We start from the raw sequence: 1715 nt of genomic DNA on the forward strand, positions 1-1715 counted from the left end.
CTCAAGGACGCATTCGCCAGATCCGCCCTGACCTGTTTCGCTACAAGGCTGTTTTCCAGGCGGCCTGCGAACCCACCGAGCGAAAACGTGGCCTCGTATCGTTCTTCATAAAGCTCTTGAAGAGCGAATTGAATCTCAAGGCATAGCGCCACTTCGCCGCTGCTGCTTCCACCAGGCTCCGCGATCGGAGCGCCGGCAGCCGCTTGCGGCAATTTCTGTTGCTCTCGGGCTGACGTCTGGGAGCGGGCCGGCTTGGTTACGGAATCTCACAGGTGCCGTCTTTGCAGTAGCCCGCACCCATGTCGGTGCCCGTAAGGCTGACGAGCGGATGCGTCTCCATCCAGGCTCTCTCAAGCGCATCCCGGAAACTTTCCGACGCCTGGGCACCTGCGATTGCGTATTTCTCGTCGATTATGAAAAACGGGACGCCTTTGAGGCCCAGCAATCGCGCGGTCTGTGTGTCTGTCCGAACCTGGTCAGCGAAAGCCTTGCCGTCAAGGACTGCACGCGCGTCTTCAGCATTGATGCCGACCTCCCGGGCAAGCTCGACCAAGGTATCGATTGCGCCTAGCGCTTTACCCTCGCTGAAATAGGCCCTGAACAGGCGTTCCTCCATCGCCGTTTGCAGGCCGCGTTGGCGTGCGAAGTGGATCAGCCGGTGCGCATCGAACGAGTTGCCGTAGCGCGCCCGATCGAAGTCGTAATCGAGACCTTCCTGCGCGCCGAGCCGACGCATCTGATCGTTCATGGCGATAGCCTCCTCAAGACCCAAGCCGTGCTTTTGCGCAAGGCTGTCGTTGAGGCTCATGTTGGACATGGCAGGTGCGTCAGGATCGAGCTGGTAGCTGCGCCAGATGACCTCCACCTGCTCGCGATGTTCGAACCGGGACAACGCGTTGTCGAACCGATGCTTGGCGATGTAGCACCAGGGGCAGGCCACATCGGACCAGATCTCGACTTTCATGGTTTTCTCCAGTGATCCGATTTACTGGCCCGGCGCTAGGCCACCTCGATCATGCGATCGACCTTCAGTGGTCAGGCCGCCGGGTTCTGCGGAAGGATCGCTTCGACCCGGTCACGCCTGGTGACGAGGGACCAGAGTTCGTCGGCGATGTGATCGGGATCAAGGATGGGATATCTCGGGTCGAGTTCGGCGCCAGCCGATGTCATGGCGCGAAGTCCGGTCGAGCGGTCGATGACGCCGCCGATGTTGACCGTGCCCGCATAAATGCCCTTCGGCATCACCTCGGCGTTTAGCGAGAAGATGTAGTTGCGAGTTGCGGCCATCGCCGGACCGACACCGCTCAGCCCCGGCATCGGCACCGTTGCAGTGAGGCCGCCGACGATCACGATCGCACCGTCGCCCCGTGCCAGCATGCCTGGGAGCACAGCGTGTGAAACCTCGATGGGCGAAAACGCGAACATACTCGCAATCGGCTGGAACTTCGCTGCATTCAGTTCGGCCGCGGGGACGAACCCGACATTTCCGACGGGCTGATAGACTGCGACGTCGATTGAACCCTGGCGCTCCTCAATTGAGCGAACCAGCGCGGGAATACCGTTCAGATTGGTGAGATCGGCTGGAAAGGCGGCAGCCTCGATGCCGGCGCTTGCGAGTTCGGCGACGCGCTCTTGGAGCGGAGCGGCGCGTCGCGCGACGAGCGCAACCCGATATCCTTCGCGTCCAAATCGTGTGGCGAGGGAGGCACCCAGCC

At 61.5% G+C, this 1715-nt stretch carries 2 protein-coding genes; both read right to left on the reverse strand.

Features of this window, described 5'->3' with window-relative positions; all coding sequences use genetic code 11:
• Positions 1–256 precede the first annotated feature (256 nt).
• Positions 257–985 carry a DsbA family oxidoreductase gene (locus EOA60_RS31690; protein WP_348627473.1) on the reverse strand — a complete coding sequence of 243 codons (729 nt, stop codon included), beginning with the start codon at positions 983–985 and terminating at the stop codon, positions 257–259.
• 50 nt (positions 986–1035) lie between these two features.
• Positions 1036–1713 carry an SDR family NAD(P)-dependent oxidoreductase gene (locus EOA60_RS31695; protein WP_245502663.1) on the reverse strand — a complete coding sequence of 226 codons (678 nt, stop codon included), beginning with the start codon at positions 1711–1713 and terminating at the stop codon, positions 1036–1038.
• Between the last annotated feature and the right edge of the window lie 2 nt (positions 1714–1715).

This window comes from Mesorhizobium sp. M1A.F.Ca.IN.020.06.1.1 (genome assembly GCF_004023265.1).
Classification (GTDB): Bacteria; Pseudomonadota; Alphaproteobacteria; order Rhizobiales; family Rhizobiaceae; genus Mesorhizobium.